Here is a 25,125-nt window from a genome sequence, read left to right as displayed (position 1 = left end):
AACACCATGTTCATCAAGTCGACCACTCTCGCGCTGATGCTGCTCCTGGGCACCGGATGCTCCCACGTCACTCCCAACTACGACGCGCGCTTTGGCGATGCGGTGCGTGACGCGAAAAGGAAGATGACGATCAATCCCGATGCAGGCCGGGACGGCGACCCCGTCGCGGGCATGGACGGCCGCGCGGCGCGCGAGTCGATGGTGCAGTACCAGAAGTCCTACAAGGCGCCGCCGCCGGCGGTGAACGTCATCAACATCGGTGGCGGGATTGGTAGTGGAGATAGCGGCGGTGGGGGTCGTTAGGCGGCCCTCGAACGATTCTTGAATTCGAACAGAAAGGAGTTGCCACACAAAGATAGAAGTCAATCAACCCAAGAGCCAATGCAAGATTTTCTTGTTTTCTTACTGCAATTCAAAGGTGAAAAAATGAACCAACTTTTTGTCCGTGCCGGCAACTTCATGTCCTCGTTCGCCAAGGAAGAGGACGGTGCGCAAGTTATCGAGTACGCGCTCATCATCGCAGTCGTGTCGATCGCCCTCGTCATTGCGCTGCAGGGCCTGACCACCGGAGGTTACTTCACAACCTTCATTCAACGCGTGGCCGCTTGCCTCCAAGGCAATATGGCCGTCTGCAACCCTTAAGCCAGGTAATCGCATTTACTGGAACGACGGCGGTGGCGGAGCCGGCTTGTCCGTTGCCCGCCGCCGTCCAGCCCAAAGCGAGGTGCTCATCATGTTCAAGTCATTCCTGCGGAATGAGAGCGGTGCCCAAGTGATGGAGTACGCGCTGATCATTGCCGTGATCTCGATCCTGCTGGTCGTCGAATTGCAGCCGCTGGTCACGGACACGAACCTAAGCGATCTTGTCGATCTCGTCCGCACCTGCCTTGGCGGCGTGAATTGCGGCTGAAGCGCCGGACTTTTCCGAACTGACACCATTGCACAGGAAGCCGATCATGAAAGTCCACACTTCCGGCCACCGCCAAAGCGGCGCGGTGATCATTACCGTCGCGCTGGTCCTGTTGGTCCTCCTCGGATTCATGGGCATTGCGCTGGACTTCGGCCGCCTCTTCGTCGTGAAGACGGAGTTGCAGACTGCTATGGACAGCTGTGCCCTGGCAGCAGCACAGGAACTTGACGGCGCTAGCGACGCTTTGACTCGCGCCACCAATGCGGGCATGGCGTCGGGCAATCTCAATAAGATTCACTTTCAGGGCGAAGCTGCTGGCATCGTTGCAGCCGATGTCACTTTCAGCGACACGCTGATTGGCTCCTATAGCCACACATTCGCCCCGGTGGCCAACGCCAGATATGCGAAATGCGTGCATACCAAATCGGGAATGCAGCCATGGCTGTTGCAGGTAGCGGCAGCTTCTTCGGGCAATCCCGCACTGGGAGCGACTCAAAGCGTTGCGGCGCTGGCCGTGGCCTCGCGTGCTCCCTCACAAACCAACTGCGCGATTCCGGTAGGTCTTTGCAGAAGGACTCCCACTTATCACCCGGGTGAGTGGCTGGCCGGGGCCGTTGGTAGCGATGACGCGGTAACCGGCCAATTTCGCTGGCTCGACTTTACCGCCAATGGTGGAGGCGCGAAGGAACTCAAGGACGTGTTGAAGGGAGAAGGCCAGTGCGCCCTGCCAGGAAGCAATACGGTCGCCGGCAAGCCCGGCAACAATGGCAGCGCCGCTTTTGCCTACAACACCCGCTTTGGCATTTATCAGGGAAGCGGTGGCCCCACCACTGATGGAATTCCTGATCTCACTGGTTATGCCTGGTATTTGGACACGGCACCGGCGCAACCTCCCTATCCCAATAAGTATCCCCAGTTTCTTGCAAAACGCGCAATCAATGCGCCCTACCAAGGAGATAAAAAGGCCCCAGATACCACAGGCTTGCAAACCGGGGGGAAAACTTATTCGGGTTCGCTAAGTACCGTAGGTGCGGATCGCAGAATCGTGGTGGCGCCGGTCGTTGATTGCGTGGGTTTTGATGGGCTTGGTGGAAATGGCACGCTGAAGATTGACAGCATGGCCTGCATTCTGCTACTGCATCCGATAAAAAGCGGTGGTGGTCCGGGCCAGAAAATGTGGGTGGAATATCTCGGGCAGGCAGACAGCCCCAGCAGCCCCTGCTCGACCATAGGGGTGGTCGGTGGGCTCGGCGGCCCACTCGTGCCTGCCTTGGTTCAATGAGGAGGCCTTATGAAACATGAACAAGCTGGAACAGCACTCGTGGAGTTTGCCCTGATACTGCCCTTGCTGCTGATACTCACCTTCATCACCACGGAATTCAGCCGGGCGCTCTATCAGTACAACACGCTGACCAAATCGGTACGTGATGCCGCTCGCTACTTATCCACCCAAAGCCCCGGTACAAAGATTACCGAATCAAAAAATCTTGTGGTGTACGGAAACCTCGCCAATAGTGGTGTACCTCTGGCACTCGGCCTTGCACTGGATCAGGTCAAAGACCCTGTATGGCAGTTGAATGGCGCAAACCCGGTCATCAACACGGTCACGGTAAAAATAGCGGGTTGCGCAACTTCGGCGCCACCTTGCTACAAATTTGTGCCATTGATAAATAGTGCGTTTGGGTTGACTTTCGGTACGGTCAATTACGCTGACATCACTGCCACGATGCGGGGACCGCTATGAAAAAACAATCAGGCTCAACCGCGGTGGAGTTTGCGCTGGTGCTGATGATATTTTTGACATTCCTTCTGGGCATCATCGATTTTTCGCGCATGTTGTGGACTTGGAATGCGGCGAACGAGGCTACCCGTTGGGGCGCTCGCGCTGCCGTCGTGTGCGACCGGAATGCCACCGTCGTACTTTCCAACATGCAGAAATTCCTGCCGCAATTGACGGCTGCCAATGTCACCATCGACTGGTACGACGCGGCAGGCAGCATCAGTGCGAGCTGTACTGCCGCCAATTGCAGCGGCGTGAACGTCCGCATCGTCGATCTCGACTACCAATGGATTTCGCCCATCGGATTCGGAACACATTCTCCGATCCCGATGCCGGGCTTTTCCACCTACCTGCCGCGCGAAATCATGGGGCAGGACCCGAACAGCAGCGCCGTCTGTTCCTAGTCTGCACTTAACTCCGGGCCACATCATCATGAAAATCGCCATCATCTCCCCCAATCCGAATCACCTCCAGGACATGCGCAAGGTCCTCGAGGCGCGCTCCCATCAGGTGTCGCTGTTCGAAGGCGGCAAGAGCCGCATGCAGTGGGTCGTCGAGAAGGCGGCCCCCGAACTGTTGCTTGTCGACGGCATGTGCTGCGATCTCCAGGAGCTGGCACTGGTGGAAAAGCTCACGCTGCAGCACCCGGCGATCGCGGTGGTGCTGCTGTGCGCCATGCAGACACCAGAGTTCCTGATCCACGCAATGCGCGCTGGCGTGCGCGAAGTGCTGCCGTCGCCCTCCGACGCGGTCGCGCTCGAAGCCGCCGTCGAGCGCATCGCGCTCAAGATGGCCAGCACACAGGCGCGCAGCCCCGGCCAGGTGGTGGCATTCATGCCCTGCAAGGGCGGCAGCGGATCGACCTTTCTCGCGACCAACATCGCGTACCAGCTCTCGCGCGAGCGCTCGGTGCTGCTGATCGACCTGAACCTGCAGTTCGGCGATGCGCTGTCTTATGTGAGCGACATGCGCCCGAGTTCCACGATGGCCGACGTCGCGCGCGACATCGGCCGCCTCGACGCCTCCCTGCTCGCAGCGAGTGTGGTGCGCGTGGCGCCGGGCTTCAGCATCCTGCCCGCCCCCGACGATCTTTCGCGAGCGATGGACGTCAAGGCCGAGCACATCGATGCGATCCTGCAGGTCGCACTCTCGATGTACGACTTCGTGCTGTTCGACCTCGGCCCGCGCATCGACACGCTTGCAATCCGCGTGCTGGATCGCGCGGACCGCATCTTTCCTGTACTGCAGCCGAGCCTTCCGCATATCCGCAACGTGACGCGCCTGATGCACGTGTTCAAGTCGCTGGACTACGCGCCCGGCAAGGTCGAGCTGCTCGTGAACCGCAGCGCCGGGGGCGGGGAGATCGGGCTGTCGGACATGCGCCGCTCGCTCGTCGGGGCAACGCTCACGATCGTGCCGGACGGTGGCAAGGACGTGGATGCGTCCATCAACCAGGGCGTGCCGCTGGTGGAGATGTCGCGTGGCAGCGCGCTCGCCAAGCGGCTCGCCGAAATCGCTCACACGCTCAGCCCGCGGCAGGAAGCGGCGCCCGGTTTCATCGGGCGACTCTTCCGTCGGGCCTGAGTTCCGATCCATTCTTCAACAGCAAGGCAGGTTCCCATGTCATTCAGAGAACAGCTCAATGCGGTCGAGACCGACCCCGGCCACGGGCAGGCGCCGCACGCCGCCGACCTGACCACCTCGCCCTTTGCGTCGGATGCCTACAAGCTGCTGAAGGAGCGCATGCACCTGAAGCTGCTCGACCGCTTCGACCTCGCGGCGCTCGAAACCCTGAAGCCCGACGTGCTGCGCCAGGAAATCTCGACCATGGTCGCGCGGCTGCTGCAGGAGGAGCCCGAGGCGCTCAACGACATCGAGCGCCGCACGCTGATCCGCGACATCCAGCACGAGATGCTCGGGTTCGGGCCGATCGAGCTGCTGATGGCCGATCCGTCAGTCTCGGACATCCTGGTCAATTCGCACGAGAAGGTCTACGTCGAGCGGCGAGGCCGGCTGGAGCTGACCAATGTGAGCTTCACCGACGAGAAGCACCTGCTGCGCATCATCGACAAGATCGTCTCGCTGGTGGGGCGGCGCATCGACGAGTCCAGCCCGATGGTCGATGCGCGGCTGCCCGACGGTTCGCGCGTCAATGCGGTCATTGCGCCGGTGGCGCTCGATGGGCCGATGATGTCGATCCGGCGTTTCGCGAAGATTCCGCTGCGCATGGAGAACCTCGTGAACGAGCTCAAGACGCTGACGCCGCCGATGGCGCAGATGCTCGAGGGGCTGGCCCAGGCGAAGGTGAACATGCTCATCTCCGGCGGCACGGGCGCGGGCAAGACCACGTTGCTGAACATTCTCTCGGGGTTCATTCCGCCGACCGAACGCATCATCACCATCGAGGACGCCGCGGAACTCCAGCTGCAGCAGCCGCACGTGGCGCGCATGGAAACGCGGCCGATGAACATCGAGGGCAAGGGCGAGATCACGCAGCGTGCGCTGGTGCGCAACGCGCTGCGCATGCGGCCCGACCGCATCGTCATCGGCGAAGTGCGCGGCGCAGAGGCGGTCGACATGCTGCAGGCGATGAACACCGGCCACGAAGGCTCGCTCACCACCATCCACGCCAACACGCCGCGCGATGCGCTGGCGCGGCTGGAGAACATGATCGGCATGGCGAACCTGAACCTGCCGCACCGCACCGTGCGCCAGCAGATCGCCTCGGCCATCACGGTGGTCGTCCAGGTCCTGCGGCTGGTCGACGGGCGGCGCAAGGTCACCAGCATCCAGGAGATCACCGGCATGGAAGGGGAGGTGGTCACCATGCAGGAGATCTTTACCTTCCACCAGACCGGCATGGGGCCCGACGGCCAGGTGCGCGGCCATTTCCAGGCGACCGGTGTCAGGCCGAAATTCGCGGAACGGCTGCATGCCTACGGCGTCGACCTGCCCGACACCATGTTCGAGCCGGGCAAGCACTACGAATAGGAGGCGATCATGTTCAACAACCTGGGCGGCAATGCGCTCATCACTGCCGCCGTGCTGGTCTTCGTGACCGTGCTGCTGGTGATCGAGGGCCTGTACCTGCTGTGGCGCTCCTACAAGGGGCCCGAGGCGCGCAAGATCGAGAAGCGGCTGCAGGCGTTTTCCGCGGCGATCGACCGCACGTCGCAGGCCCACCTGGCCAAGGAGCGCATGCTCAGCGAGGTGCCGTGGCTGCAGCGCATGCTGCTGACGCTGCCGCGGGCGCACCGGCTGGATCGCTTCATCCTGCAGGCGGGGCTGGAATGGACGGTCTCCAGCTTCCTGCTGACGTGCGGCGTGCTCGGCGTGTTCGCGTTCTTCGCGACGATGTGGATGGCGCGCCAGCCTGTGCTGCCGGCGCTCGCCGCCGGTATCGGTGCGGCGATGCTTCCGGTGCTCTACCTGCAGCATCAGCGCAGCCGCCGGCTGGCCCGCATGGAGAAGCAGCTTCCGGAAGCGCTGGACCTGGTGACGCGCGCCCTGCGCGCGGGGCACTCGTTCGCGAGCGGCGTGCAGATGATCGGCGATGAAATGGCCGACCCGATCGCCAGCGAGTTCCGCATGGTCGCCGACGAGGTCAACTTCGGCGTTTCGCTGCAGCAGGCGCTGACCAATCTCAGCGTACGCGTGCCGCTCACCGATCTGCGCTACTTCGTGGTGGCGGTTCTGATACAGCGTGACTCCGGCGGCAACCTGACAGAGGTGTTGAGCAACCTGAGCCGGCTCATTCGCGACCGGCTCAAGCTGCTTGCTCGGGTGCGTGTGCTGTCGGCCGAGGGGCGACTGTCGGCCTGGATCCTGGGCCTCATGCCCTTCGCGCTGGCGGCGCTCATGAACGTGTTCAACCCCGCATTCATGTCGCCGCTGTGGACGGACCCGATCGGGCAGACGGCCCTGCGGTGGATGCTGGCGCTGATGCTCGTGGGCATCGTGCTCCTGCGCAAGATCGTGAAGATTCGCGTTTGAAGGAGAAGAACCATGAGCATGCTGTTTCCCATCCTCGTCTTCCTCGCCGTGTCGCTGGCCATCGTCGGCGTGGCGGCCTGGCTGTCTCCAACGCGCACCGCGCAGCGCCTGCAGGCGGTAGCGCCATCGGCCGGCAAGTCGGCATGGACCGAAACCGCCGTCCGGCTGGTCGGCCCCTTCGCGCAGTTGTCGTCGCCCACCAGCGACGCCGACCTGTCGCCGCTGCGCTTGCGGTTCCTGAACGCCGGCATCCGCTACCCGGACGCCTATCTCGTCTACTTCGGCATGAAGACGCTGCTGCCGCTGGGCTTTGCCGCGCTCGCATTCCTGGGAATGCGGGCGGCGGGTGCGGCGGGCGGCACGGTGATGATGTTGTGGCTCGCGGTGGCGGCGCTGACCGGCTGCTACCTGCCCAACGTGGTGCTGAACCTGCTGGTCCGTGCGCGCCACCGCGAAATATTCGATAACTTTCCCGATGCCGCCGACCTGATGCTCGTGTGCGTCGAGGCCGGGCTAGGCCTGGACGCCGGACTGACCAAGGTCACGGAGGAAATCCAGGTCAAGAGCGCGGCCCTCGCGCAGGAACTGCATTGGACCAATCTCGAAATGCGCGCCGGCAGCACGCGCGAGAAGTCGCTGCGCAACCTCGCGCTGCGCACGGGCGTGGAGGAGATAGCCACCTTCGCGACCATGCTGACCCAGGCGGACCGCTTCGGCACCAGCATCGGCGAATCGCTGCGCGTGTTCTCCGAGGATCTGCGCCACAAGCGGCAGGTTCGCGCGGAAGAACTGGCGGCCAAGGTGCCGACCAAGATGCTGCTGCCGCTGGTGCTGTGCATCTTTCCCTGCATCTCGATGGTCATTCTTACGCCGGCGGTCATCCGCATGGTCCGGATGATCGGGCCGATGCTGGGCGGGCATTGAGGGCCGGGGGGCAACCCGGCGCGGCGGCTGCTCAGTGCGCGACAGCCGTCGCGTCGAGCTGATGCTTCACCGCGTGGATGTACAGCTCGAGGCGGTTCGTCACGCCGAGCTTCTGGTAGATCGAGGTGAGATGGTTGCGCAGCGTGTGCTCGGTGACGAAGAGCTTTGCGGCCAGCGCCTTGTTCGAGGCGCCGCTGCCCGCCACCACGACGCGGATGATCTCGCGCTCCTTCTGCGTCAGGCTGGCCAGCTTGGCGGCTTCGGGGTCGGCCTTCGGCGGCTTCTTCGCCGAGGTCAACTGGGAGAAGACGCGGCCCATGGTCTGCGGATCGACGCAAAGCTCGCCGTTGTAGACGCGTTCGATGGTCTCGAGGACTTGCTGTGCCGAAGCGTCCTTGCGCATGACGCCGCGGGCGCCGTGCAGCACGGCAAGGTCGAGCATGCGCTGTTCGCGCTCCGCGGTGAGCACGAAGACGCGCGACACCTCGTTCGACAGGAGGCTGGGCAGGATGTCGATGGCGCAATGGCCGTCCAGGTCCAGGTCGAGCACAACGATATCGGGCGCGAGGCTTGCCGCCGTCGCCACGGCGTCTTCGCAGCTGCTGGCGGTGCCGACCACCTTCATGCGCGGTTGTTCCCCGTCGATCAGCCTGGACAGGCCCCACAGCATCGTCTTGTGGTCGTCAACGAGCAGAACGCCGATGGAATGGGCAGCAGGTTGCATGACGGGCTCCTGGTCTTGTCTTTTTTCAGATGGGAATTTCCACCACCACCGCGGTGCCGCCGCTGATGCACTGGCGGACCTGCGCCCGCCCGCCGAGGGCGGCGGCGCGTTCGGTGATGGAACGGGGGCGGAATTTCGTGAAACCCTCTTCGCAGGCTTCGTTCTCGATGCGCAGGTGCAGCCGCCCGTTCTTGCAGCCGAGGCGGATGCTGCCGTGGTGCGCGTGGGTGTGCTTGCAAATGTTGTTCAGCCCTTCGCCGACCATTTGCAGGACTTCCGCAGTCATACGGTCGTCCAGCAGGACCTGGCCGTCCACGGCGACGGCGATCTCTATGCCGTAGAGCCCCTTGATGCGCTCGGCCTGGCGATGCAGGTGGGGCAGCACGAGCCCGCAGGGGCTGTTCGCACCGTGCTTGACCGCGCCGGCATAGCGGCGCAGGTCCGCGATCACGCCGTCGGCCACGCTTGCGAGCTTGTCGAGATCCTCGCGCAGCGGGTTGTCGGTGGTGGCCTTCTTGAGCAGTGCGCACAGGCCCATCCGCAGGCCGATGTAGGGCTGCACGGCCGTGTCGTGCAGGTCCAGCGCGATCTTCAAGCGCTCCGCGGAGGCGGCTTCGGAGGCCATCCGGTCGAGCACTTCGATGGTCTCGATGACCGGGAAGATCTGCTCCATGAGGTGTGCCAGGAACAGGGCGTCGGACTTGTTGAACAGCCCGTCGCCGGATGACACGAAGACCCGGCCCTCGCCCAGCCGCATCGGCAGCGGAGCGCTGATGAAGCTGCGGGCCTCCAGCATGGCGGCCACGGCGGCGCAGCGCTGCGCGCCTTCCTCGTCCTCGACGCGCCAGCCGCTCGCGCCGGCTTCGAGGGCATGGCTTTGTGGCCACAGGCGGTTCAGGGGCCAGGGCATGCGGCTGCTGACCACGGTGAGGTCCGGTGCCAGCGCCATGAGCGGCGACTCGGCGATGCGCCCGATCGTCTCGACGCTGACGTGTTCGCAGGCGTCGTCCTTGCGCAGCGTGCGCAGGATCCAGTCGCCGGTGGAGGTGTCGCGCGTCAGGAGGATGCAGTGGCTCGCCCGGAAGAAGGCCAGCGTCTTTTCCATCGTGCGGGCGATGGTGCGGCCTGCGCCGAACCGGGGGTTGGACAGCTGGCTGACATCGCCCAGCAGTGCCAGGCGCCGCTGCAGGGCCAGCTTGGAGCCGCCCCAGTGCACGATCATGTGTCCCAGGGCCAGCAGGAACGTCGCGCGCATCAGCAGCTGCGGCGTGTCGTCGCCAGTGCTGGTGGCGAGGCCGCAGGCGGCAAAAGAGGCGACCGATGCAATAGTTACACGGGCGCCTTCCTCGAAGCCCCAGCGGAACGAGGAGGTCAGGATCGCGAAAAAGTAGAACAGGAAGAAAAGGCTCTGGACGCCGTCGGTCACGAATACGATCAGCGTGAACCACAGCACGTCGGACCAGTGGATGGCCTTGCCCTGGAAATACGGGCGGCCGATGCGGGTGCACCCGTACACCAGCAGGCTATGCAGGATGTAACCGGAAAAGGCCAACCAGACCGCCCCCGAAACCTGCTGCCGGTGGTCACCCGCGTCGACGGCAACGGCGAGCAGCGCCGCAAAAGACAGCACGAGGCGCATGCGGGCCACCATGAGAGCATCCGCAGCAATGCTCGCGTCGACGTCGGGGGCAGTGGTGCGTGTGAGCATGGAAAAAGCGGGAAAGCGATGTGTGTGAAGGTTTCACATTACTACTTTCGTAGTCGAAGACAATGCAAATTGATACCTTTCGTCACATTGTGACGTTTGTTACGTATAGTTTCAATTGCGGGTCTGAAGGGGTTTTCAGACCGCTGCCGGGGGAGCGGCTTCGCCGATCAGCAAAAAAACTCGCTGATTGCAGGTACCTTTCCCGTGCGAAACAGCGAAGCCGCTGTCGAGCGCGCGGATTCAGGTCCGCCGCGCGACCAGCGCTGTCTGCCCCAGGGGAGTCACCCGCAGGATGACTGCCTGCCTGAACTTCTGCTGGGTTTGCCTGGCGCGGCAGGGCGGGGGAAGCGTGGCTTCCACCATGCCGGCAGCATTCAGTACGGCCACCGAGTTGATTTCTGCCGGATCGTCGGTGCGCAGGGGGAAGACCGAGTTTCCGATCTTGCGCAGGTAGTCGAGCGGCATGAGGGGCCACTTCGGACCGTCGGCCGCTGCAGCGCGGCTGGAGCGAAGGCCAGCGATCTCCGCGTGCCCTTCGTCCGTGATGGTGAACACCACGGCACTCTCGTACTTTTGGTAGCCAAGGTCATCCAGATGGAATTCGGCTTCGACAAGTCCGGTCGCAAGCAGAACCGCGGCGTGCCTGATGTCCGGCTCGGCTGTAAGCGTCACCGGAAATCTCTCGTGAAGAAGCCGAAGGAGGAGGGTGAGCGGCATACATGCTCCTGTTCGCACTGGATGTGCGCATCGAGACATGGGGAGGGGATGCGAGCGGGTTTCCCCGTCGAAGCACCTGGACTGCGCCGCCTCCCGCAAACCCCTTCAGGACGCGTGACGAAACCACGGATGGAAAGCCGTGGCTGGATGTATGCCGTTCGTCACGACGGAGATAGGGCATTGGCGCCTTAAATGTGATTTTTTCACTTTAGGCGTTTTGTTGTACAGCAACCGACCGGCCTTGTCGATAGGCGGGAAGGCCGGGGCGTGAATCGAGAGGGCGTCCATCGTCGCGGGCGCTCGATGGGTCAAGGCGTGAACGTCACCCGCTGTGCGATCAGCACGCCGTTGACCACGCGGTCTCCCACCACGGTAACGCGCCGTCCATTGGCCAGGTCCGCGGCGGTGCCGTTCTCGAAGACGACGCCGGGCGCTCCGGCGTTCACGGGCTTGCCTTGCACCCTGAAATCGGCGGACGACAAATAGGTGCCAATGGCACCGATCAGCGTGAACGAGGCCGGGCCGCCGGTGCCCGGAATGTTGCGGATGCGCAGTTTCTTCACCACAAGCACGCCGCCGGACATGAAGCCGTCGACCTCGACCTTCACGCCATTGCCGAGCGAGCCCACGGGTCCGCCCGTGATCTGCGCGTTGGTCGCATCGACCGGCGTGCCCAGAACCTTGAACGAGCCGCGCGAAGCGAAGTCGGTGATGACGCCCGCCAGCTGGACAGCGATGCCGTTGCTCACCGGAACGGCATACCAGCCCTCCACCTTCGTGGCCACGAACAGGTTCGCGAACGGCGCGGCGGTGCCCCGTACGCGCACGATGGTCCCGTTGGCGAGCGACGATGCGTCCAGGCCCGTGAACGCAGCCGCGCCGAAATCGATCGTCAGCTGCCCGAGCATGAAGGTCTTGCGCGCGCTATCGATGTTCTCCACGGTGCCCGTGACCAGAGGGGCGCTCAGGGTTGGAGCGACCTGAATCCGGGTGGCGCGCAGGGTGCCCGGCGCACCGGGCAGGCCCCACACCTGCACGATGCTGCCCGAGACGACGTCGGCCAGCCCGCTCGCGTCGGCCCAGACGGTGGCCGAGTCGATGCTCACGGTGGTGCCCATCACGACGAAGCTGCCGGCGGGGATGTCGATGGCCGAGACCGCACCGCGCAGTTCCGCGGCCGACACGACCTGGGTCGCGACGCCGCTGGTGAAGTCCGCGTCGACCTTGCCGGCAACGCGTGCGCTGATGCCGATCTGCAGTTCGGTGGCATCCTCGATGGTGATGGCGGCGCTGTCAGTGTTGTAGCGCATCCCGTTGAGGATGATGCTGCCCAGGCCGTCCGCCGCGCCGATGCCGGCGGCGTCGGCAGTCACGCCGGTGCCGCCCGAACCCACGCCGGAGCCGTCGGTGCTGCCGTTGCTGGCGGTGCTCGTGTCGCCGCCGGTGCCGCTGCCGGTTCCGGATGCGTCGCCGGTGGCACCTGTGCCGGTTCCGGTGCTCGCTCCGGCCGCGGCGTCTGCGCCTGCGCCCGCGGTCGCCGTGCCGGCCGCACTGCTGCCAACGCCCGCCACCGAGCCGCCGCTGGCACCGTCTCCACCCCCGCCGCAGGACAGCAGCAGGGCCACGAGGGCGACGTACAAAAGACCGAGCATGAGCCGGCGGGGTTTCTTGATGTTGTTCATCGCGGGGGCTCGCTTTCAGGGGGACGGGGCGGCGCTGGCGCGCTCTCGTCTTCGTAATAGGTGTAGATGCCGACGCGGATGCGCGCCTTGGCACCGGCGGGGGCGCTGTCGACCGCCCGCGTCATTTCCTGCGCCAGTTCGTGGTGCAGGGTCGCCCAGCGCTCCCGCGCGAGGCGCTGGATCTGCTCGCATTCCTGCAGCGTCAGCCCGCGCGCGTACACCGCGCGCTCGAGCATCCTGGGCTCCTCGCCCAGTGTGTTTGAGACGGCCGCCAGCAGATGGTCGCGGCCGTTGTCACCGAGGAAGGCGAGCATGGACTGGAGGTTCTGCACGGGCACGAAGCCGTCGGTCGTGAGTTCGACCACGCCTTCGTCCTCGGTCACCATGTTCAGGCGCACCAGTTCGTCGAGGATGGTGCGGTGGTGCACGTTGCCGCGGCTGCTCATGCGCGCCACGGTCTCGAAGGAGGGGGCGGCATTGCCGGTGGTGATGGGCAGGCGCCGGAAGGAGTCGTCCTGGGTCAGCATCTGCAGCCACAACGTGAAAGTCTTGGCCGCTGCCGACAGCTCGGTGTGGGGCAGGGGATCGACGGTGGCCCGGACCTTGGCGGTCACCGCCTTGCGGTTCAGGCCGGTGGTCACCGAAAGCTGGCTCAGGTTGGGCTTGGGCACGCCCTGGCTGCGCCAGGTTCGCTGTGCTTCCTCGATCAGCAGGTCGCGCAGCAGTTCCTCGAGGTGCGGATGCTTGACCCCCATGGCGAGGGCCAGCCGGACCACCGGACGAAGAATGCGAGCGCAGGCGGCAAGGGCCCAGTCCAGCCGGTGTTCCATGGAGGCGAGCGATTATTCCTGAAGGTGCGGTTCGAAAAGGGACGGCAGCGCTGGCTGCCGACCACGGGTAAGCGCTATTGTCCTGCGCAACAGCACCCGTGTGAAATCTTTGGACCGCTTTTAGCCGTTTCCGGCGCAAGTGCCGTCGGCCAAACGTTTGACACTGGTCCGGCCCGTGGCGCTGATGTTGACGAGGCGGGCCTGGCTGGCGCTGGGTGAGGCCCGGCAGATCGTGATGCTTGCAGGGCTTGCGCCGACGCCGGTGGCCTGGAAGGTAAGGGCACTCGTTCCCCCGGAGTCGCGCAGCTGGTAGCCGCCGGCAGCGGCGGGCTGCTGCAGCAGCACCTTCGTGCCGCTCAGCACGATCCATCCGGTTTCCCATTGGCCCGAAGTGCTGCAGCTGGCGCCGTCGGCCGAAACGCACAGGGTGACGGCGGCATTGCGCTTGATGGCCTCGCTGCGCGCAAGCTGGCCGCTGGCGACCAGGGCCGTGGCGTAGGAATTCAGCCGTGTCGAAAGGCGCACGCTGTCGAACGAAGGCACGGCGATGGCGATCAGCACCACCATCACTGCCAGCGTGACCATCAGCTCGACCAGCGTGAAGCCGCGCGGCCGGAGGGGGCGGCAACCCGTGCCGGGGCGGTTGCTCCTGCTCTTGGGAATCACGGGCCCGCCTATTTCTGGATGAACCAGTAGACCCGGCCCTTGGGCTGCTTGAACGCCGACTTCGGGGTGGCGCCCTTGGGGCTCAGGAAGGAGTCGGGCCTGGCGCCGATCACCACGTCGCGGATGCTGCCGTCGTCCAGCTGGACCCGGCCCACCACGGGCGAGGGGGCCAGGCCGCCGCCCACCACGTTCTGGAACCGGCCGGTGCTGCCGTCGGGTGGCGCGGCATTGGCATACGACACGTTGTAGACATTCGCCGTGCCGAGGTCGGCTTTGCAGGACTGTGTGTTCGGCGTTGTGGGAATGTGGGTGTTGAAGGTTGTGATGCCGTAGGCCGTCACCGACGCGGTCACCACCTGCTCGCCGGGTGCGAGGGCCAGGTACCAGCCCTTCTTGCTCGCAAGGTCGGTGGCTGTGGGCGTTGCCGTGCTGGTGATGGCCTGCAGGGAGGCATGGCACAGCACGGGGGTGCTACTGCATTTTGTCGATTCGGAACTCAGCCAGGCGGTGTCGGAGGGCTTGTCCACCAGCATGTAGAAGCGGTTGGCCACGGTGAGCGCGGCGCTGTAATAGCGCAGCGGCTTCTCGCGGTCGCCGGAGCCCAGCAGCACCACGTAGACACCGTTGTCCTCGACGACGTCGGGGCCGAACATGAATTTGCGGTTGGGCGTGCAGGTGGTGACAGTGTCGCAGCCGAGCGAGGCGATCTTCGTCATGCTCCAGCTGCCGGGCGTCGCGTCACCGATGGCGATGCGGTAGACGTTGCCGCCCAGGTCGGCTGCATAGGCGATGCGCGCCAATCCGAGGCTGTCGTTGACGATGGTGACTTCACCCGCCACCGCGCGGTCGGTGACGAAGCTGTTGAGCTGCGCGCCGGTGCCGGCGTCGAGCACGTAGATCCGGTTGCCCTTGGCGCCTGCGCCGCAGGCCTGGGCGGTCGTGGCGGCGTCGACATCCTCGCACTTGTCGTAGCCGCCACCGAAGACCAGAAGCGGGCTGTTGCCGCCGCCGTAGCCGGTCGACTTGACGATCTTGGGCGCCGACCATGTCTGGCCGATGCCGGTCATGCCGGCGTCGCAGCCGGTGTCGTCGTCCTGGTTCGGGCAGCCCTTGCGCCACTTGAGGCTGGGCGCTGCGGGATTGGACACGTCGAAGGCATAGATCAGCCGGCCGCCGCGGCGCATGCTCGCGAACAGCCAGGCGGTGGAGCTCTGCCGGTAGGCAGCTACCGCACCGTCCATGCCGTAGGGCTTGGGTGCCACGGAGCCGGTGGTGGCCAGCAGGCCGGGGAAGTTGATGCGCGTGCTGTTGTCGTACAGCCGCTTGAGGCTGCCGTAGAACTCTGGCGGCACGAAGGACCACAGTTCGTCGCCCGCCGCCGCCGAGCCGATGGCCGTGCTGCGATTGCCGTTGACGGCGCGCAGCACGCCGTCGTTGCCGCCGTAGAAAACCACCACCTGAGGCACAGCATCGGTGCCGTAGTTGATGGCCACAGGGCGCGAATGCACCACGTCGCCGTGCACCGAGGGGCGCATGCTGGTTGAGGTAAGGGGGTTGCCACTGGCGTCGGTGCGTTCGTCGCCCTTGTTGTCTGCGCCGCGGACCCAGTTGATCAGGTTGGTGCGGTCGGTGGCGCTCGCAACGCCCAGGGCCGCCTGGGTGATGCTGCCGTTGCCATCGGCGAAGCTGGTGAGCGCGGTGCATGAGCCGGGTGCGCAGGTCTTCATGTTGCGGTTGGCCACCGCGAGGCGGCGCAGCATGTAGCCTTGCGCGCCTTTCTCGACCACGTTGCCGTCCGGGCTGTCAGCCGCCTCCTTGCCGAGGCAGTCGCCGGAGGGGCGGAAGCTCCAGTAGGCGTCGGTGTTGCTCGGCAAGGGCGTCCAGTAGCTGCGCGCGCAGGGCGCGACGAAGCCGGTCTGGTTGTTCACCGCGTTGGCGCCGGCGGCGTCCTGCAGGACGAGCTGGCTGCTGCTGTCCAGGCCCAGCTTGTATTGCTTGAGGTTGCCGTTCCAGCGCGGCAGCGCGTCCTGGTCAGGGCGGAACATGCCGACGAACACCTGGTTCAGGTAGGTGCCCTGCGTGTTCACGCTCACCGGCAGGCTCACCGAAGAAAACACGCTGTTGACCGACTGGATCTTGCTGAAGATGTCGTCGAGCGCCGCACCCAGCGAAGCCCCCAGGTCGGGATCGGACGAAATGTCGTAGTACTCCCCCTTGCTCTGGGTGGCCATGCTCTTGAGCAGCGCGCTCCAGCCGGGGCCCTGGCCGCCGGTGGCCTTGGCGGCTTCGACTGTGTAGACCTTGACGCCCATGCTGCTTTGCAGGAATCGCGCCCATTCGTCGGCGGTGTTGTCCTGCGAGCCGCTGGGGCTCAGCACGATGGGGGTGGTGCTGCCGCCCGCGGCGAGCAGGGCGCTCGTGGAGGCCTGGCTGTCGCTGGTGTTGTCTTGCGCGGCGCCGTTGCTGATGTAGATGACGTACGTGCCGATGCAGTTTTCGGTGCTGGGGCCCACGTAGGTGGTGCTGTTCACCGCGTTCAACGCGTTGCGCGGCAGCGCGTAGATGGCCTTCGATGCGGGTGTGCCGTAGACGCTGCCGCTGTAGTCGGCCTTCAGCTTGTTGTTGCCGGCGATTGGGGTGCTGCTGGCAAGGTAGCGGTAGACCTCGGCCATGGTCTTGCCGGCCTTGCCTCCGTTGGACTTGTCGGCGAGCTTGTCCAGGCTGCGGATGAGTGCGCCGTACGTGACCTTGGTGCCGTCGTCCAGCGTGCGCACCGCAGCGCGCACGTAGCCGCCGTCGGAGTTGGAGTTGCCGCCGCCGGTCTCGGTGAACATCATCAAGCCGACCTTGAATTTGTTGGACGGCAAGCTCTCGAAGGCGTTGGCGAGTGCAGTGATCTCGGCCGTGAACGGCTGATTCCAGTTGGCCGTGTTGTCCAGCACGAACAACACATTGGGCGCCTGGGTGGCGGCCTGGTTGTAGCCCACGAAAAGGTCGATGTCCTCGGCTCGCGCCTGGCTCAAAGGCAAGGCCAGCAGGGCGGCGGCGCACAGCGGCGCGAAGAATTTCTTTGTCATCATGGTGTCGGCCCAGTCGTATTGCACAGCGCGTCGAACTGCGCCTTGTTGAGCAGCGCTCGCACTCCTTGGCGCACGGCGGTGATGGGGGTGCCGGCGGCGTCGGTCACGGTGGTGCTGATGTCCCAGACCGAGTTGTATTGATCTGGCAGGGTGGAGAGCCCCGAGCCGCTGCTGGAGGCCCCGCCGGTGATGCCGCTCGGCCCGGTCACCGTGCCGCCGCCGCTGTCGACGGCCTTGGTTGCGCGCACGCACACCGGAGGGGCGATCGAGACCGTGTAGTCGTAGGTGCCGTCGTTGTTGATATCGACCAGGCTCACGGTGCCCTGGGGCGGTGTCAGCGAAGGCGTGCCGTCGGAGCCTGGCGCCAGCAGGCTGCTGGCAACTTCCTCGATGGCACGGTTGGCTGCAGCAACGGCTTCGTTGCGGGTCTGCAGGTTGCCAACCGACTTGAGGTCGGAACTGCTGAGGTTGAACGCCGCGGTGACCGTGAGGGTGATCAGCAGCAGCATGATCATTCCTATGAGCAGCGCCGCACCTTGCTGGCGGCGCGTGGCAGGTGCACGGGTCATGGCGTCTCCCTTCGACCGGTCACGTTGGTCAGCCGCACGGTGGTGGAGAACGCGTGGCGCTTGTAGTGGTCGTTGAACGGGCCCAGGGTGGTGGAGCCCAGGTTGTAGGTGCGCGTGTCGGTGTGGCCCGGCGAAACCTCGGTGCTGCGCGCGAGCACATAGAGCTTGACCGCCACCACGTTCACCAGTTGGTCGGCAGTGCAGGGCGCGGCGACGCTGCAGTGCACGAAACTGCCATCGGGGCTGCCGTCGCCGCGGTTGGAAGGGGTCATCCGGTCGGTGGCGTCGGCCCAGTTGATCGCTGCGGCGTAGTTCACGGCGGCGCTGGTCTTGCCGATCGTGTCCAGGCCGAACTCCACCCTGAACCCCTCGACACCCTCCATCAGAGGGACCGGCGGCTGCTGCGCCAGGACGCCGGCCGCCAAGTCGAAACGCGAGCGCGCCAGCGTCGGTACGCCGTCGCCCACTGTCTCGGCATAGTCGCGCACGTAGTAGATGTCGGCAACGAACTTGCGCTTGGGCGAAGGCGTCGTGCAGTCCTTCATGAACATGTTGCCGAAGCCGCTGGTGGACAGGTCGAACGACGAGGGCTTCTGCGTGCCGCACAGCGAGGACTGGAAGTACAGGTTGCCGGCGATGTCCGCCTCGCAGTTGGGCGTGCCGGGCAGGCAGGTCTCGGCGTGCCGCACCACCAGGACGTCGGTGTTGGCCTTCTTGTTCTTCAGCAGGTCGGTGCAGGTGGCGGGCACGGTTTCGTAGCTCTGCACCGGCAGATCGAGCAACTCGCGCTTGTAGTCGTCGGTCCAGTTGACCAGGGAGTAGGGCAGGCAGGGGTCGGGCGGCGTGCCGGTGGGCACGTGCTCCGGCACGCCATTGACCGTGAGATCGTCGAACTGGGGCATGTAGTTTTCCCAGAACCCGGCGTGAGAGAGCTCGTTCTCCAGGACAAAGATGCTGAGCCGCCCGCTTTCGATCTGGCGATTCACGCGTTCCATTTCGCGCTGGGTGCCGCTAACGTTGAGGAACAGCGCGAGCAGGGCTGCCATCACGATGAGCATGATGGTGATCGACACCATCAGTTCGATCAGCGTCAGCCCGCGCTGCCGATGGCGCGACGCGGTAGCCGTCATGAAAGGGCTCCGATGCGTACGAGCGTGGTGACCGTCCTGCGGCACAGGTCGTTCACGCAGCGTGTGCCGGTGGCGTCGTACAGATCCTTGCCGCAGCCCACGCCGGCGGATGGGGCGGAGATCGGCACCAGGCCCTGCCATGCGACGGTGACGAGGTACTCGTTGTTGCCCATGTCCTGCACGCAGCCGCGCCCGCCGATTACCGTGCCGAGCTTGCTGCTCCCCGAGGTTTCGGCCGCGCCCTGCAGCGCGTTGCACCATTCGGCGGTGTCTACCTGCTGGCGTGTGCCGGTGGCTGCGGGGCACGTGCTGCCGCTGCCCAGCGGGGTGCTGGTGACGTAGCTCGAGGCCATCCGGCGATTGATCGCGATGCGGTTGGCCATGTCGTTCAGCATGACCAGCGCCTGCGAGCGCTGGTACGACTCCATCTCCGACGCCTGCAGCCGAGCCTGCAGTCCCACGAGGCCGAACAGCCCGAAGGCCACCACGACGACGGCGACGATCACTTCCAGCAAGCTGACGCCACGCTGGTTGCGCGCCGGGCGGGTGAGGCGGGGGCCTTTCACCATTTCTCTGGCGGCGTTTTCACGCCTTCGCTGTTGAGAGTGAGCGCGCCGTCGCCCGACTGGCTGCCTAGCGGTGTAGGTGTCAGCGTCAGCGTGTAGCCGGGGACACCGGTCGTCGACAGAGTGATGTTGTAGCTGTAGTTGCTGCTGACCTCGGCCGGCAGCACGTATCCGCTGGCCGCCAGCGCGGCGTTGTCGGCATAGCTGCGGTTCGCCAGGAGGAACTGCTGCTGCCGATTGGCGATGTCCATCATCTGCGCCTGCGCCGCTGATCGCTTGGAGCGGATGACGTACTGCTGGTAGCTGGGCAACGCGATGGCCGCCAGGATGGCCACGATCGCCACCGTGATCATCAATTCGATCAGGGTGAAACCGCCGGTTTTGCGCGCGTGCGAAGGCTCGTTCATCGTGATGCGTTTAGAAATGTTTCACATTGTTATAAATGTGAATTTATCACATCAAACGTGTGTGTGAACCTTTTTCCCGGCGCGATTCGCGGCACGGGCGCAACAGGTGCGCCAAAGGGTGTCAGAGGACGTTGCAACTTGCTTCTCCTTGCCACGGACTGATAGTGGCCCTGAGAGGTGGCAAAGTCCAGTTCGACGGCGATGGGCACGCCGTAGGACCCGGACTACCTGCGTGAGCGCAGGCCAACCGTCGCCCGGAGCGAGGACTACGCGCACAACCTGGTACCCAGCGTGAGCCTGCCCAGCTCGGCGTGCGCGAGTGCCGCGCGCGCTACCCGCTCATGGCTGCAGGCCGCCGCGAGGGGGAGGGAAGGGGGCTGTCAGTCGGCCACGGCGCCCGATTTCTTCACCAGTGCGGCCCAGCGCGGAATCTCCCTGGCCATGTGATCACGCAGTTCTTCCGGCGTACTTCCCACGATCTCCATCGCCAACTGGTCCGAGAGCCGGGCCTGCACATCGGGCTGCTTGAGCGCCTTGACGATTTCGGCATTCAGGCGCTGGACGATCGGCTTGGGCGTGCCCTTGGGTGCGTACACGGCCTGCCACGACGACATCTCGAAGCCGGGAATGCCCGATTCGATCATGGTCGGCAGCTCGGGCGTCAGGGCGATGCGCTTGCCCGTGGTCACGGCCAGCAGCTTGAGCTTGCCGCTCTTCACCAGCGGCAGTGCGGCCGTCACCTGGTCGAACATGAAGGGCACCAGCCCCGCGGCCACGTCGGTCATGGCCGGCGGCGTGCCCTTGTACGGCACGTGGGTGAGCTTCACGCCGATGAGGTCGCCGAACATCTCGCCGGCCAGGTGGGTGGAGGTGCCGGCGCCGGAAGAGGCAAAGGTGCGCTTGCTCTCGTCTTTCTTCAGCAGTGCCACCAGTTCGGCCACCGAGTTCACGCCGAGCTGGCTGTTGACGATCAGCACGTTGGGCAGGCGCGCGACCAGCGAGACGGGCTCGAAGTCCTTCATTGGGTCGTAGGGCAGGTTCTTGTACAGGCTCGCGTTGATGGCGTGCGTGCTGATGGTGCCGCCAAGCAGCGTGTAGCCGTCGGGCTTGGCCTTGGCGACATAGGCCGCGCCGATGCCGCCGGCCTGGCCGGGCTTGTTGTCGACCACCACCGACTGCTTGAGGCTGTCGCCCAGCTTCTGGGCCAGCGTGCGCGCCACGATATCGGTGGATCCGCCGGCGGTGAAGGGCACGACGTAGACGATCGGCTTGGCGGCCGGCCAATCGGAGGCCTGGGCCCAGGTGGCCACGGGGGCGAGCGCAGCCAGGAACAGCGCCGCGGCGCCACGGATGAATTTCATGGATTTGTCTCCTCGGGAATTGGGGAAAGAGAAAGGGCTTCAGCGGCCGCGGGCGCTGCGCCAGGACGCGAAGTCGGTGCGGCTTTGTTCCTCGGTGGGCGGATACAGGCCGAGGATGGAGCGGCCTTCGAGCACCTTTTCCTGCACGAAGTCCTCGAAGGCGGTCATCTCGGTCGCTTCGGCGGCGATCTCGTCGGCCATGTGGGCCGGAATGACGATCACGCCCTCCGCGTCGCCCACGATCACGTCGCCGGGGAACACCGGCGCGTCGCCGCAGCCGATGGGCACGTTGATGTCGATGGCCTGGTGCAGCGTGAGGTTGGTCGGCGCGCTCGGGCGGCGGTGGTAGGCCGGGAAGCCCAGCTTGGCAATGTCGGGGCTGTCGCGGAAGCCCCCGTCCGTGACCACGCCGGCCACGCCACGCTTCATCAGCCGCGTGACCAGAATGCCGCCGGCCGATGCGGCACGCGCATCTTTTCGGCTGTCGATCACCAGCACGGCGCCTTCGGGGCATTGCTCCACCGCCTTGCGCTGCGGATGGTCGCGGTCGAGAAAAACGCTGATCTGGTTCAGGTCTTCGCGCGCCGGCATGTAGCGCAGCGTGAAGGCTTCGCCCACCATGTTCGGCAAGCCGGCGTCGAGCGGTCGCACCTCCTGGATGAACTGGTTGCGCAGGCCGCGCTTGAACAGGGCGGTGCACAGGGTGGCGGTGCTCACCTTCATGAGCAGGTCGCGGGTGGCGGGATTCACGTGTTGTCTCCGTTCTCGAAATTAAAAAAGGGGGAGGGCAGTCGGATCAGAAGATGTCGGGCTCGGGCACCGGCTTGCCGAAGCCGGTTTCGAGGAAGTCGAAGTCGCAGCCTTCGTTGGCCTGCTTGATGTGGCGGCCGAACATCCAGCCGTAGCCGCGCTCGTAGCGCGGCGGCGGCGGCGTCCATGCGGCCTTGCGGCGAGCCAGTTCCGCGTCGTCGACGTCGAGGTGGATGCGCCGTGCGGGCACATCCACGGTGATGCGGTCGCCGGTCTTCACCAGTGCCAGCGGGCCGCCGATGGCCGCCTCGGGCGAGCAGTGCAGCAGGCAGCCGCCGTAGCTGGTGCCGCTCATGCGTGCGTCGGACAGGCGCAGCATGTCTGTCACGCCCTGCCTGAGCAGCTTGGTGGGAATCGGCAGCATGCCCCACTCGGGCATGCCGGCGCCACGCGGGCCGGCATTGCGCAGCACCAGGATGTCGTCGGCCGTCACGTCGAGTTCGGGGTCGTCGACCGCCTTCTTGAGCGACGGATAGTCGTCGAACACCAGTGCGCGGCCGGTGTGCCGCAGCAGGTGCGGCGCGCAGGCGCTGGGCTTGATCACGACGCCGTCGGGCGCGAGGTTGCCGCGCAGCACGGCCAGCGCGCCTTCGGCGTAGATGGGGTTGGCGAGCGGCCGGATGACGTCGTCGTTGTAGACCTCGGCGCCCGCGATGTTCTCGCCGAGGGTGCGGCCGTTGACCGTCAGCGCTTCGGTCTTCAGGTGGCCGCGGATGCGCTCCAGCATCGCCGGCAGGCCGCCGGCGTAGAAGAAGTCTTCCATCAGGTAGGCGTCGCCGCTGGGGCGGATGTTGGCGATGACGGGCACGCGGCGGCTGAAGTCGTCGAAGGCGTCCAGGCTCACTGCATGGCCGGCGCGGCGCGACATCGCGATCAGGTGGACGATGGCGTTGGTGCTGCAGCCCATGGCCATCGCGCAGGCGATGCCGTTCTCGAAGCTGGCGCGCGTGAGCATCTTCGCGGGCGTCCAGTCTTCCCACACCATGTCGACGATGCGGCGGCCGCAGTCGGCGCTCATGCGGATGTGGTTGGCGTCGGCCGCGGGAATGCTGGAGGCGCCCGGCAGGGTCAGTCCGACGGCCTCGGCGATGCCCATCATGGTGGCCGCGGTGCCCATGGTCATGCAGGTGCCGTGGCTGCGCGCGATGCCTGCTTCCATCTCCGCCCAGGCCTGGTCGCTCAGCCGGCCGGCGCGGCGCTCGTCCCAGTACTTGAAGGCGTCGGAGCCCGAGCCCAGCACCTTGCCCTTCCAGTTGCCGCGCAGCATGGGGCCGGCGGGCAGGTAGATGAAGGGAATGCCCATGCTGATCGCGCCCATCGTGAGGCCGGGCGTGGTCTTGTCGCAGCCGCCCATCAGCACCGCGCCGTCCACCGGGTGGCTGCGCAGCAGCTCTTCCGTTTCCATGGCCAGGAAGTTGCGATAGAGCATGGTGGTGGGCTTGACCATGCTTTCCGACAGCGAGATAGCCGGCAGCTCGAGCGGGAAGCCACCGGCCTGCAGGATGCCGCGCTTGACGTCCTCCACCCGCTGCTTGAAGTGCGAGTGGCACTGGTTGGCATCGCTCCAGGTGTTGACGATGGCGATGAGCGGCTTGCCCATCCAGTCGGCGTGGCTGTAGCCCATCTGCAGCACGCGCGAGCGGTGGCCGAAGGAACGGAAGTCGTCGGGTGCGAACCAGCGTGCGCTGCGCAGGGATTCGTAGTGGCGTTTCATGGGGGTTGTCTCTGTGGGCGCAAGGCGCGGCTGGGCAAGGTCGGCGGGATTAAAACACTAATATATTAGTACGTCAATGCCACAATCCGGCCCGATGAGTGCACTTCCCAAATTTCGACTCGACCGCACCCGCCTCGCCGCGCCGCAGGTGACGGAGAAGCTGCGCGACGCCATCCTCTCGCTGGACCTGGTGCCGGGTACCGTGCTGGCGCGGCAGGAACTGGCCGACCGCTTCGGCGTGAGCCAGACCCCGGTGCGCGAAGCGCTGCTGCGGCTCAACGAGGAAGGGCTGGTGGACGTGTTCCCGCAGCACGCCACGCTGGTCAGCCGCATCGACATCGCGGCGGCCCGGGAGGCGCATTTCCTGCGCCGCTCGATCGAGCTGGAGCTGGTGCACCAGCTCGCGCTGGAGCCGCCGGCGGGGCTGGTCGAGCAGATGAAGGCCGTCATCGCGCAGCAGGCGGCGTTGTCGACGGCACAGCGCTATGGCGATTTCGTCGGCGCCGACCGCGCCTTCCATCACCTGATGTACGAGGCCGGCGGCGTCGCCAGCCTGTGGGAACTGGTAGGGCGTGTCTCGGGCCACGTCGACAGGCTGCGCCGCCTGCACCTGCCCACCGCCGGCAAGACCGAGGCGATCCTGCGCGACCACCGCGCCATCGTGCGCGGCATCGAGGCAAGGGACCCGGCGGCGGCGCAAGCGGCATTGCGCCGGCACCTGTCGGGCACGCTCAGCGCGGTGGACGAGATCTGCCGGCAATATCCGGACTACGTGGCCACGTCCTGATCCGCGCTCAAGGCCGCCAAGGTGGTGGACCGGCTGCCGGGCACGATCCTCGTGGACGCGGACGAAGCCGAAGTCGCTTCCGTGGTTCGGAAGAACAAGAACTGGACCTTCTCGCCGCAGCGCAGCGCGAGCATCGCTCCTGCGCATCGGCGGATTCGGCGGGCCGCCTAGCGGCAACATCGATCGAGAAAAAGCCCGGCATGCCGAGCTTTTTTTGGCTCCTCGGCTCCTCGCCGATCGGCACTGGGCCTGCTACCGCAACACCAGCACCGGCAGCAGCGAGCGCGTCAGGACCTGCTGGGTTTCACTTCCCAGCAAGAGGCGCTTGATGCCCTTGCGCCCGTGCGACGCCATCACGATGAGATCGCTCCTGTTCTTCTTCGCGGCCGCGATGATCGATTCGGCGACCAGGTCGGAGCTGGCCTGGGCCGTCCTGATGCGCACGCCCTGTGCCAGCGCCCGGTCGCGAACGGCGTCGAGCGTCGCCTGCGCCTTGTCCGCCCACTGCTTCTCGATGCGGCCGATGTCTTCGGCCGAGAACGACATCGACCCCTCGAAGAAGCTCTTCGGATAGCGGGGAACGACGGTCAGCGCGACCAGGTCCGCGTCGTTCTGGGCCGCCAGCGCGATCGCGCTCTTGACGGCCTTCCTGGAAAGAGCGGACCCGTCGGTGGCGACGAGGATGCGTTTGAACATGGGAATCTCCGGGAGGCGTGCTGCCGAGGTTAGGCACACCCGGGCCGGCGGGCTTGACGCAGATCAAACGG

Annotated in this window: 26 protein-coding genes; 11 read left to right on the top strand and 15 right to left on the bottom strand. The window is 65.5% G+C overall.

Annotated features, from left to right (window positions below):
• Positions 1 to 6: 6 nt before the first annotated feature.
• The 10 genes from PMI12_RS10865 (at position 7) to PMI12_RS10830 (ending at position 7,607) form a co-directional block, all read left to right on the top strand.
• Complete coding sequence (locus tag PMI12_RS10865; protein WP_007832092.1) at positions 7 to 303, top strand: hypothetical protein; 297 nt, start codon at positions 7 to 9, stop codon at positions 301 to 303.
• 123 nt (positions 304 to 426) lie between these two features.
• Complete coding sequence (locus tag PMI12_RS10860) at positions 427 to 642, top strand: Flp family type IVb pilin (RefSeq protein ID WP_007832090.1); 216 nt, start codon at positions 427 to 429, stop codon at positions 640 to 642.
• 91 nt (positions 643 to 733) lie between these two features.
• A complete protein-coding gene (locus PMI12_RS10855; RefSeq protein ID WP_007832088.1) occupies positions 734 to 910 on the top strand; it encodes a Flp family type IVb pilin in 177 nt (58 codons plus the stop codon).
• Between the two features lie 46 nt (positions 911 to 956).
• Positions 957 to 2,192 (top strand): pilus assembly protein TadG-related protein, encoded by a 1,236-nt coding sequence (locus tag PMI12_RS28130; protein WP_007832086.1) that lies wholly within the window; start codon positions 957 to 959, stop codon positions 2,190 to 2,192.
• Positions 2,193 to 2,201: 9 nt separating this feature from the next.
• On the top strand, positions 2,202 to 2,654 hold the full coding sequence (locus PMI12_RS28125; RefSeq protein WP_007832084.1) for a TadE/TadG family type IV pilus assembly protein: 453 nt from the start codon (positions 2,202 to 2,204) through the stop codon (positions 2,652 to 2,654).
• Complete coding sequence (locus PMI12_RS10850) at positions 2,651 to 3,094, top strand: TadE/TadG family type IV pilus assembly protein (protein ID WP_007832082.1); 444 nt, start codon at positions 2,651 to 2,653, stop codon at positions 3,092 to 3,094. The genes PMI12_RS28125 and PMI12_RS10850 overlap by 4 nt, the downstream gene beginning before the upstream one ends.
• A gap of 28 nt (positions 3,095 to 3,122) precedes the next feature.
• A complete protein-coding gene (locus PMI12_RS10845) occupies positions 3,123 to 4,274 on the top strand; it encodes an AAA family ATPase (protein ID WP_007832080.1) in 1,152 nt (383 codons plus the stop codon).
• Positions 4,275 to 4,310: 36 nt separating this feature from the next.
• Positions 4,311 to 5,681, top strand: coding sequence for a CpaF family protein (locus PMI12_RS10840; RefSeq protein WP_007832078.1), 1,371 nt, complete (start codon positions 4,311 to 4,313; stop codon positions 5,679 to 5,681).
• A gap of 9 nt (positions 5,682 to 5,690) precedes the next feature.
• Positions 5,691 to 6,683, top strand: a complete 993-nt coding sequence (locus PMI12_RS10835) for a type II secretion system F family protein (RefSeq protein ID WP_007832076.1) — start codon at positions 5,691 to 5,693, stop codon at positions 6,681 to 6,683.
• 12 nt (positions 6,684 to 6,695) lie between these two features.
• Positions 6,696 to 7,607: a type II secretion system F family protein gene (locus PMI12_RS10830; RefSeq protein WP_007832074.1), complete on the top strand. Its 912-nt coding sequence runs from the start codon at positions 6,696 to 6,698 to the stop codon at positions 7,605 to 7,607.
• Between the two features lie 31 nt (positions 7,608 to 7,638).
• Here the strand turns inward: PMI12_RS10830 and PMI12_RS10825 are convergent, their stop codons facing one another.
• The 14 genes from PMI12_RS10825 to araD all read right to left on the bottom strand — a co-directional run bounded on the left by PMI12_RS10825 (position 7,639) and on the right by araD (position 23,571).
• Positions 7,639 to 8,331: a LuxR C-terminal-related transcriptional regulator gene (locus PMI12_RS10825; protein ID WP_007832072.1), complete on the bottom strand. Its 693-nt coding sequence runs from the start codon at positions 8,329 to 8,331 to the stop codon at positions 7,639 to 7,641.
• Positions 8,332 to 8,356: 25 nt separating this feature from the next.
• Positions 8,357 to 10,039, bottom strand: a complete 1,683-nt coding sequence (locus tag PMI12_RS10820) for a sensor histidine kinase (protein WP_007832071.1) — start codon at positions 10,037 to 10,039, stop codon at positions 8,357 to 8,359.
• Between the two features lie 240 nt (positions 10,040 to 10,279).
• The gene (locus tag PMI12_RS10815; RefSeq protein ID WP_007832069.1) at positions 10,280 to 10,756 is read right to left on the bottom strand and encodes a hypothetical protein; all 477 of its coding nucleotides are present in this window, start codon (positions 10,754 to 10,756) and stop codon (positions 10,280 to 10,282) included.
• A gap of 308 nt (positions 10,757 to 11,064) precedes the next feature.
• Positions 11,065 to 12,438 (bottom strand): DUF5666 domain-containing protein, encoded by a 1,374-nt coding sequence (locus PMI12_RS10810; RefSeq protein WP_007832067.1) that lies wholly within the window; start codon positions 12,436 to 12,438, stop codon positions 11,065 to 11,067.
• Positions 12,435 to 13,268 (bottom strand): DUF6502 family protein, encoded by an 834-nt coding sequence (locus tag PMI12_RS10805; RefSeq protein ID WP_007832065.1) that lies wholly within the window; start codon positions 13,266 to 13,268, stop codon positions 12,435 to 12,437. Before PMI12_RS10805 ends, PMI12_RS10810 begins: the two co-directional genes overlap by 4 nt.
• A 120-nt stretch (positions 13,269 to 13,388) precedes the next feature.
• A complete protein-coding gene (locus tag PMI12_RS10800) occupies positions 13,389 to 13,934 on the bottom strand; it encodes a GspH/FimT family pseudopilin (RefSeq protein WP_007832063.1) in 546 nt (181 codons plus the stop codon).
• A gap of 8 nt (positions 13,935 to 13,942) precedes the next feature.
• A complete protein-coding gene (locus PMI12_RS10795; RefSeq protein ID WP_007832062.1) occupies positions 13,943 to 17,014 on the bottom strand; it encodes a pilus assembly protein in 3,072 nt (1,023 codons plus the stop codon).
• The gene (locus PMI12_RS10790; RefSeq protein WP_007832060.1) at positions 17,011 to 17,583 is read right to left on the bottom strand and encodes a membrane protein; all 573 of its coding nucleotides are present in this window, start codon (positions 17,581 to 17,583) and stop codon (positions 17,011 to 17,013) included. Before PMI12_RS10790 ends, PMI12_RS10795 begins: the two co-directional genes overlap by 4 nt.
• Positions 17,580 to 18,713 carry a PilW family protein gene (locus PMI12_RS10785; RefSeq protein WP_007832058.1) on the bottom strand — a complete coding sequence of 378 codons (1,134 nt, stop codon included), beginning with the start codon at positions 18,711 to 18,713 and terminating at the stop codon, positions 17,580 to 17,582. Before PMI12_RS10785 ends, PMI12_RS10790 begins: the two co-directional genes overlap by 4 nt.
• Positions 18,710 to 19,282 (bottom strand): prepilin-type N-terminal cleavage/methylation domain-containing protein, encoded by a 573-nt coding sequence (locus tag PMI12_RS10780; RefSeq protein WP_007832056.1) that lies wholly within the window; start codon positions 19,280 to 19,282, stop codon positions 18,710 to 18,712. The genes PMI12_RS10785 and PMI12_RS10780 overlap by 4 nt, the downstream gene beginning before the upstream one ends.
• Positions 19,276 to 19,686, bottom strand: a complete 411-nt coding sequence (locus tag PMI12_RS10775; RefSeq protein ID WP_007832055.1) for a type IV pilin protein — start codon at positions 19,684 to 19,686, stop codon at positions 19,276 to 19,278. Before PMI12_RS10775 ends, PMI12_RS10780 begins: the two co-directional genes overlap by 7 nt.
• A 380-nt stretch (positions 19,687 to 20,066) precedes the next feature.
• Positions 20,067 to 21,047, bottom strand: a complete 981-nt coding sequence (locus tag PMI12_RS10770; RefSeq protein WP_007832053.1) for a Bug family tripartite tricarboxylate transporter substrate binding protein — start codon at positions 21,045 to 21,047, stop codon at positions 20,067 to 20,069.
• A gap of 39 nt (positions 21,048 to 21,086) precedes the next feature.
• On the bottom strand, positions 21,087 to 21,797 hold the full coding sequence (locus PMI12_RS10765) for a ribonuclease activity regulator RraA (RefSeq protein WP_007832051.1): 711 nt from the start codon (positions 21,795 to 21,797) through the stop codon (positions 21,087 to 21,089).
• 46 nt (positions 21,798 to 21,843) lie between these two features.
• Positions 21,844 to 23,571, bottom strand: a complete 1,728-nt coding sequence (gene araD, locus PMI12_RS10760; RefSeq protein WP_007832049.1) for an L-arabinonate dehydratase — start codon at positions 23,569 to 23,571, stop codon at positions 21,844 to 21,846.
• Between the two features lie 94 nt (positions 23,572 to 23,665).
• Here araD and PMI12_RS10755 point away from each other — a divergent pair, with 94 nt between their 5' ends.
• Positions 23,666 to 24,358, top strand: a complete 693-nt coding sequence (locus tag PMI12_RS10755; RefSeq protein WP_007832047.1) for a GntR family transcriptional regulator — start codon at positions 23,666 to 23,668, stop codon at positions 24,356 to 24,358.
• Positions 24,359 to 24,610: 252 nt separating this feature from the next.
• On the opposite strand, the gene PMI12_RS10750 is transcribed toward PMI12_RS10755, so the two are convergent.
• Positions 24,611 to 25,054: a universal stress protein gene (locus PMI12_RS10750; RefSeq protein WP_007832046.1), complete on the bottom strand. Its 444-nt coding sequence runs from the start codon at positions 25,052 to 25,054 to the stop codon at positions 24,611 to 24,613.
• Positions 25,055 to 25,125: the final 71 nt, after the last annotated feature.

It is taken from the genome of Variovorax sp. CF313, assembly GCF_000282635.1.
GTDB lineage: Bacteria > Pseudomonadota > Gammaproteobacteria > Burkholderiales > Burkholderiaceae_C > Variovorax.
This window is presented reverse-complemented; position numbering and strand designations above follow the sequence as displayed.

Excerpts from the sequence above, each read along its gene's own strand:
- PMI12_RS10830 (WP_007832074.1), top strand. The coding sequence starts at position 6,696 with ATGAGCATGCTGTTTCCCATCCTCGTCTTCCTCGCCGTGTCGCTGGCC.
- PMI12_RS10795 (WP_007832062.1), bottom strand. The coding sequence starts at position 17,014 with ATGATGACAAAGAAATTCTTCGCGCCGCTGTGCGCCGCCGCCCTGCTG.
- PMI12_RS10855 (WP_007832088.1), top strand. The coding sequence starts at position 734 with ATGTTCAAGTCATTCCTGCGGAATGAGAGCGGTGCCCAAGTGATGGAG.
- PMI12_RS28125 (WP_007832084.1), top strand. The coding sequence starts at position 2,202 with ATGAAACATGAACAAGCTGGAACAGCACTCGTGGAGTTTGCCCTGATA.
- PMI12_RS28130 (WP_007832086.1), top strand. The coding sequence starts at position 957 with ATGAAAGTCCACACTTCCGGCCACCGCCAAAGCGGCGCGGTGATCATT.
- PMI12_RS10820 (WP_007832071.1), bottom strand. The coding sequence starts at position 10,039 with ATGCTCACACGCACCACTGCCCCCGACGTCGACGCGAGCATTGCTGCG.
- PMI12_RS10780 (WP_007832056.1), bottom strand. The coding sequence starts at position 19,282 with ATGGTGAAAGGCCCCCGCCTCACCCGCCCGGCGCGCAACCAGCGTGGC.
- PMI12_RS10755 (WP_007832047.1), top strand. The coding sequence starts at position 23,666 with ATGAGTGCACTTCCCAAATTTCGACTCGACCGCACCCGCCTCGCCGCG.
- PMI12_RS10785 (WP_007832058.1), bottom strand. The coding sequence starts at position 18,713 with ATGACGGCTACCGCGTCGCGCCATCGGCAGCGCGGGCTGACGCTGATC.
- PMI12_RS10850 (WP_007832082.1), top strand. The coding sequence starts at position 2,651 with ATGAAAAAACAATCAGGCTCAACCGCGGTGGAGTTTGCGCTGGTGCTG.
- PMI12_RS10865 (WP_007832092.1), top strand. The coding sequence starts at position 7 with ATGTTCATCAAGTCGACCACTCTCGCGCTGATGCTGCTCCTGGGCACC.
- PMI12_RS10770 (WP_007832053.1), bottom strand. The coding sequence starts at position 21,047 with ATGAAATTCATCCGTGGCGCCGCGGCGCTGTTCCTGGCTGCGCTCGCC.
- PMI12_RS10790 (WP_007832060.1), bottom strand. The coding sequence starts at position 17,583 with ATGACCCGTGCACCTGCCACGCGCCGCCAGCAAGGTGCGGCGCTGCTC.
- PMI12_RS10815 (WP_007832069.1), bottom strand. The coding sequence starts at position 10,756 with ATGCCGCTCACCCTCCTCCTTCGGCTTCTTCACGAGAGATTTCCGGTG.
- PMI12_RS10860 (WP_007832090.1), top strand. The coding sequence starts at position 427 with ATGAACCAACTTTTTGTCCGTGCCGGCAACTTCATGTCCTCGTTCGCC.
- PMI12_RS10825 (WP_007832072.1), bottom strand. The coding sequence starts at position 8,331 with ATGCAACCTGCTGCCCATTCCATCGGCGTTCTGCTCGTTGACGACCAC.
- PMI12_RS10805 (WP_007832065.1), bottom strand. The coding sequence starts at position 13,268 with ATGGAACACCGGCTGGACTGGGCCCTTGCCGCCTGCGCTCGCATTCTT.
- araD (WP_007832049.1), bottom strand. The coding sequence starts at position 23,571 with ATGAAACGCCACTACGAATCCCTGCGCAGCGCACGCTGGTTCGCACCC.
- PMI12_RS10750 (WP_007832046.1), bottom strand. The coding sequence starts at position 25,054 with ATGTTCAAACGCATCCTCGTCGCCACCGACGGGTCCGCTCTTTCCAGG.
- PMI12_RS10775 (WP_007832055.1), bottom strand. The coding sequence starts at position 19,686 with ATGAACGAGCCTTCGCACGCGCGCAAAACCGGCGGTTTCACCCTGATC.
- PMI12_RS10845 (WP_007832080.1), top strand. The coding sequence starts at position 3,123 with ATGAAAATCGCCATCATCTCCCCCAATCCGAATCACCTCCAGGACATG.
- PMI12_RS10840 (WP_007832078.1), top strand. The coding sequence starts at position 4,311 with ATGTCATTCAGAGAACAGCTCAATGCGGTCGAGACCGACCCCGGCCAC.
- PMI12_RS10835 (WP_007832076.1), top strand. The coding sequence starts at position 5,691 with ATGTTCAACAACCTGGGCGGCAATGCGCTCATCACTGCCGCCGTGCTG.
- PMI12_RS10810 (WP_007832067.1), bottom strand. The coding sequence starts at position 12,438 with ATGAACAACATCAAGAAACCCCGCCGGCTCATGCTCGGTCTTTTGTAC.